This window comes from Actinomadura harenae, assembly GCF_003696215.1.
Taxonomy (GTDB): domain Bacteria; phylum Actinomycetota; class Actinomycetes; order Streptosporangiales; family Streptosporangiaceae; genus Spirillospora; species Spirillospora harenae.
In genome coordinates this window covers 1-5,115 of sequence record NZ_RFFG01000214.1, presented here as the reverse complement: position 1 = coordinate 5,115, position 5,115 = coordinate 1, and the positions used below count along the sequence as shown (strand labels likewise).

Here is a 5,115-nt window from a genome sequence, read left to right as displayed (position 1 = left end):
TCCGGCGGGCCTGTCCTGCTGCGCCAGGTGCGGGACGGCCGGGTGGCCGAGCACGCGCGCGGCGGCGCGGGCCGCGGCGGCGTGCGCGGCGCTGTCGGTGAGGGGGTGCGGCACGGTGGCTCCCTTGCCGGGGACTCAGGGGGACTCAGGGGGGTCGGGTGTGATTCCACCCACGGCCCGGAGTATGCCAGCCTCGAATGTGTCATTGTCTAGTGTCACATCGTGTGGTGTACGGCACGCGGCCGGGAAGGGCCGCGGGGGCCTGGAGGAGGCAGGGTGCGCGCGTCGAGGTGGCCGGTGCCGGTCATGGCGGTGGTGGCGGCAGTGCTGGTGTCGGGCGCGGGGTGCGGGAAGCCCGCCGCGCAGGCGCGCTCGGAGACCGGCGGCGCCTCGCCCGGCCCGGCGCCCGCGTCCGCCTCCGCGCCGTCGTCTCCGTCGTCTCCGTCGTCGCCGGACGGCGTGTCCGGAGGGTCGTCGCCGGGGGTGACCGAGGTGCGGGTGTCGGTGGCGCGGGGGCGGGTGGTGACGGCGTCCCGGACGGTGAGGGTGCGGCGTGGCGCGACGGTCGTCGTCACGGTGACCAGCGACGTCGCCGACGAGTTCCACCTGCACGGCTACGACCGGGAGCTGGCGCTGGTTCCGGGGCGTCCGGGGACGGTGCGGCTGGTGGCGTCCGTGCCGGGGGTGTTCGAGGCGGAGCTGCACCACTCGGGTGCGCGGGTGTTCGAGTTGCAGGTGGGCTGAGCGGTGCGAATTCTGGCCGGGGCCGTCGCCGGCGGCGCGGAGTGGGGCGGGCTGCTGCCGGGCGGCGGTGTGCCGGGCGGCGGTGTGCTGGGCGTGGGCGGTGGTGTGCTGGCGCACGGCCTGGGCGGCCGGACGGATCTGCCGATGGACGGGGTGACGGCGATCGCGGGCGGTGGCGCGGCGGTCGCGGTGTCGTTCCTGGCGTTGACGGTGGCGTGGACGCGTCCGAGGCTGCGTCCGGACGCGGGCCGTCCGCTGCCCCCGCGGCCGGCGCGGTCACTGGACGCGTCGTGGCTCACCTGGGCGGGGCGGGCGGTGGCGCTGGCGGTGTCGGCCGCCGTCGTCGGGGTGGCGTTCGCGGGGCCGTCCTCGGACGCGCGGAACCTCGCCCCGTGGGCGCTGTTCGTCACGTTCTGGGTGGGTTTGGTGCCGGTGAGTGTGGTGTGCGGGCCGGTGTGGCGGCGGGTGAATCCGCTGCGGACGCTGCACGCCGCGCTGTGCCTGGTGGCGCGGTTCGATCCGTCCGGGATGCGGGCGGCGCCGAAGCGGCTGGGCTGGTGGCCCGCGGCGGGGTGGCTGCTGGGGTTCGTGTGGCTGGAGCTGGTCGCGCCGCATCGGGGTGATCCGCGCCTGGTGGGGTGGCTGATCGTCGGCTACGCGGCCGTGAACGTCGGGCTGGCGGTGTGGTTCGGGCGGGGCTGGTTCGCGCGGGGGGACGGGTTCGAGGCGTACTCGTCGCTGCTGGCGCGCATGTCCCCGGTCGGGCGGCGCCCGGACGGCGTGCTGGTGTGGCGGACGCCGCTGACGGGCCTGATGGGGGCGGGCGGTGAGCCGGGGCTGGCGGCGACGGCGTGCGTGCTGATCGGGTCGACGGGATTCGACGGGGTGACGCGGACGACGTACTGGCGTGACGCGGTGGATCCGGGCGACGTCGTGGCGGGGACGGCCGGGCTGCTGGCGTCGGTGGGCGTGGTGGCGCTGCTGTACCGGGCGGCGATGGGGGCGGGGGCGCGGGTGTCGGGGCAGGCCGCCGGTGAGTGGTCGTCGCGGTTCGCGGGGTCGCTGCTGCCGATCGCGCTCGGGTACTCGGTGGCGCACTACTTCTCGTTCTTCGTGCTGGAGGGGCAGACGACGGTGATCCTGGCGAGCGATCCGCTGGGGCGGGGCTGGGATCTGCTGGGGTCGACGGGGCACGTGGTCGACTACGGGGTGCTGACCCCGTCGGTGATCGCGATGGTGCAGGTGAACGCGATCGTGTTGGGGCATCTGGCGGGGACGGCCGCGGCGCACGATCTGGCGCTGCGGACCGTCCCGGCGGGGCGGCGCCTGGCGGGGCAGGCGCCGCTGGCCGCGGTCATGGTGGCCCTGACCTGCGCGGGCCTGTTCGCCCTGCTCAGCGGCTGACGGCCGCGGCCTCCGCACCGCTCGCGCTCCCGGACGCCGCCCCGGACGCTGACGCGGTCGCCGGCCCGGTCGTGGGCCCGGTCGCCGCGTCGCCGGTGGGGGTGGTCTGTATGGCGCGGCGGAGGTGGGGGGCGGTGGGCGAGCCGGACGCGTGCAGGAGTTCGGCGGGTGTTCCGGTGAAGGTGACGTGTCCGCCGCGGGTGCCGCCGCCGGGGCCGATCTCGATGATGTGGTCGGCGTGGGCGATGACGTCGAGGTCGTGCTCGACGGCGATGACGGTGCCGCCGTCGTCGACGATGCGGTCGAGCAGGGCGATGAGGGCGGTGACGTCGTCGCGGTGGAGTCCGGCGGTCGGTTCGTCCAGAACGTAGAGACCAGGGCCGGTGCCGGTGCCGGTGCGGGCGCGTCCGCCGGCGGTGGTGCGGTGGAGGTGGTCGGCGAGTTTGAGGCGCTGGCGTTCGCCGCCCGACAGTGTGGTGAGGGGCCGTCCGAGGGTGAGGTGGCCGAGTCCGGCGCGGCGCAGGGCGGTGAGGCGGGCGTGGACGCCGGGTTCGGGGAAAAGCGCGGCGGCGCGGTCGGCGGTCATGGCCATGACCTGGGCGATGGTGTGGCCGCGCAGCGGGTAGCGGTCGGTCTCGGGCCGGTAGCGGGTGCCGTGGCAGGTGGGGCAGACGGTGGTGACGGGGTCGAGGAACGCCAGGTCGGTGGTGATCGTCCCGGCGCCGTCGCAGGTGGGGCAGGCGCCGGTGGAGTTGTGGCTGAACCATCCGGGGTCGACGTCGTGGGCGGCGGCGAACAGGCGGCGCAGCGGGTCCAGCAGGCCGAGGTAGGTGGCGGGGCTGGAGCGGCGGGTGGCGGTGATGGGCGACTGGTCGACGACGACGGCGCCTGGGTGGGCGGCGGGGAACAGGCGGGCGGCCAGGGTGGTCTTGCCCGCTCCGGCGACGCCGGTGACGCAGGTCAGCACGCCGGTGGGGAACCGGACGGTCGCGGGGTGCAGGTTGTGTGCGGCGCGTTCCTCCGTCCCCCTGGGTACGGCGGCGGTGTCGAGGGTGAGCCAGCCGGTGGGACGGCGGGGGCGGGTGTTGAGGCGGGCGGGGCGGGTGAGGGCGCGGCCGGTGGGCGTCCCGGCGGCGCGCAGCGCGGGCACGTCGCCGGTGAACAGCAGGCGTCCGCCGTCCTCGCCCGCGCCGGGGCCGAGTTCGACGACGTGGTCGGCGGCGGCGATGACGGCGGGGTCGTGGTCGACGACGATGACGGTGTTGCCGCGGTCGCGCAGGCGGCGCAGCAGGCCGGTGAGGCGGTCGACGTCGGCGGGGTGCAGTCCGGTGCTGGGCTCGTCGAACAGGTAGGTCAGGCCGGTGAGGGTGGAGCCGAGGTAGCGGACGACCTTGAGGCGGCGGGCCTCACCGCCCGACAGGGTGCGGGTGGGGCGGTCGAGGGTGAGGTAGCCGAGTCCGGCGTCGGCGAGGCGGTGCAGGCGGGTGAGGGCGTGCTCGGCGATGGCGGCGGCGACGGGCCCGCCGCCTGCGGCGATATCGGTGAGGACGCCGGTGAGGTCGGTGATCTCGCGGCGGGTGAGGTCCGGGAGGGTGTGCCCGGCGAGCCGGGCGGCGCGGGCGGCGGCGTTGAGGCGGTCGCCGCCGCAGTCGGGGCAGGTGCCGCGGGTGGTGACGGCGGCGACGGCGCGGCGGTGGGCGGCGGGCTGGTCGGCGATGTCGCGGCGCAGGTACATGCGGTCGAAGCGGTCGGCGAGCCCTTCGTAGGCGTTGCCGCGGTCGCCGCCGACGCCGCCGTCGCGGGACACCTTGAAGCCCTTGCCGTGCAGGAGGGTGTGGCGCTGCTCGGGGGTGTAGTCGCGCAGCGGCAGGTCGGGGTCGAACAGCCCGGAGCGGGCGTGGGTCTGCCAGACCCAGCTGCCGACGCCCCACGGCTCGAACCTGATCGCGCCGTCGTTGAGGGAGCGGGTGGTGTCGAGGAGGGCGTCCAGGTCGAGGCGGGTGACGGCGCCGAGGCCGTGGCAGGCGGGGCACATGCCGTCCGGGTCGTTGAAGGAGAACGCCGACGCCTCCCCGGCGGCGGGTTCGGCGCGGCGCGAGTACAGGACGCGCAGGATCGGCAGGACGTCGGAGGCGGTGCCGACGGTGGAGCGGGCGCCGCCGCGCGGGGGCCGGTGGTCGACGACGACGGCGGGGGTGAGGCCGTCGACCAGGTCGGCGTCGGGGCGCGGGTGCCGGGGCATGCGGTCGCGGACGAACCAGGGCAGGGTCTCGGCGAGCTGCCGGTTCGACTCGACGGCGAGGGTGTCGAACGCCAGCGACGATTTGCCCGACCCGGACACCCCGGTGATCGCGACGAGCCGGTGCTTGGGGAGCGCGACGGTGAGGTCCCGCAGGTTGTGCTCGCGGGCCCCGGTGATGGTGATGACGTCGGCGAGCCCCGCGGCGGCGTGCGGGCCGGGGCTGTCGTGCCGGCCGGGGGCCTGGCGGTGGTCCTGGTCGTCCTGGTGGTGGTCGTGGTGGTGGTGCATGCGGGTCACGCTAGGCGGCGATGCGGTCAGGTCCTGTCCTCATTGGCGGGCATGCTGAGGGCATGAGCCCTGAACCTGGCACCACCCCGGACCCTGGCCCGGACGACGCTCTGGACGGCGCTGTGGACGGTGCGTCGGGGACGGCGGCGCGGCTGCTGCGCCTGCTGGGGTTGCTGCAGGCGCGGCGGGAGTGGAGCGGGCCGGAGCTGGCGCGGCGGCTGGGGGTGTCGGTGCGGACCGTCCGGCGGGACGTGGAGCGGCTGCGGGCGCTGGACTATCCGGTGCGGGCGGCGGCGGGTCCGGTCGGCGGGTACCGGCTCGAGGCGGGCGCCGTGGTCGCGCCGCTGCTGCTGGACGACGCGGAGGCGGTCGCGGTGGCGGTGGGGCTGGTCGCGGCGGCGTCCGGGGGTTCGGCGGCGGGCGCCGCCGGTGCGGTG

At 76.4% G+C, this 5,115-nt stretch carries 5 protein-coding genes; 3 read left to right on the top strand and 2 right to left on the bottom strand.

Annotated elements, in window-relative coordinates:
* Positions 1–215: 215 nt before the first annotated feature.
* On the bottom strand, positions 216–575 hold the full coding sequence (locus tag EBO15_RS42580) for a hypothetical protein (RefSeq protein ID WP_122200110.1): 360 nt from the start codon (positions 573–575) through the stop codon (positions 216–218).
* A 1-nt stretch (position 576) separates the two neighbouring features.
* On the opposite strand from EBO15_RS42580, the gene EBO15_RS46980 reads away from it, so the two are divergent.
* Both EBO15_RS46980 and EBO15_RS42570 read left to right on the top strand, forming a co-directional pair.
* Entirely contained in the window at positions 577–744 is a 168-nt protein-coding gene (locus EBO15_RS46980; protein WP_158628508.1) for a hypothetical protein, read from the top strand.
* 3 nt (positions 745–747) lie between these two features.
* Positions 748–2,148, top strand: coding sequence for a hypothetical protein (locus tag EBO15_RS42570; RefSeq protein ID WP_233616857.1), 1,401 nt, complete (start codon positions 748–750; stop codon positions 2,146–2,148).
* On the opposite strand, the gene EBO15_RS42565 is transcribed toward EBO15_RS42570, so the two are convergent.
* Positions 2,138–4,678, bottom strand: a complete 2,541-nt coding sequence (locus tag EBO15_RS42565) for an ATP-binding cassette domain-containing protein (RefSeq protein WP_122200111.1) — start codon at positions 4,676–4,678, stop codon at positions 2,138–2,140. The genes EBO15_RS42570 and EBO15_RS42565 overlap by 11 nt on opposite strands.
* A gap of 62 nt (positions 4,679–4,740) precedes the next feature.
* Here EBO15_RS42565 and EBO15_RS42560 point away from each other — a divergent pair.
* The coding region (locus EBO15_RS42560) for a helix-turn-helix transcriptional regulator (protein WP_147481912.1) at positions 4,741–5,115 on the top strand (375 nt) is incomplete at its 3' end.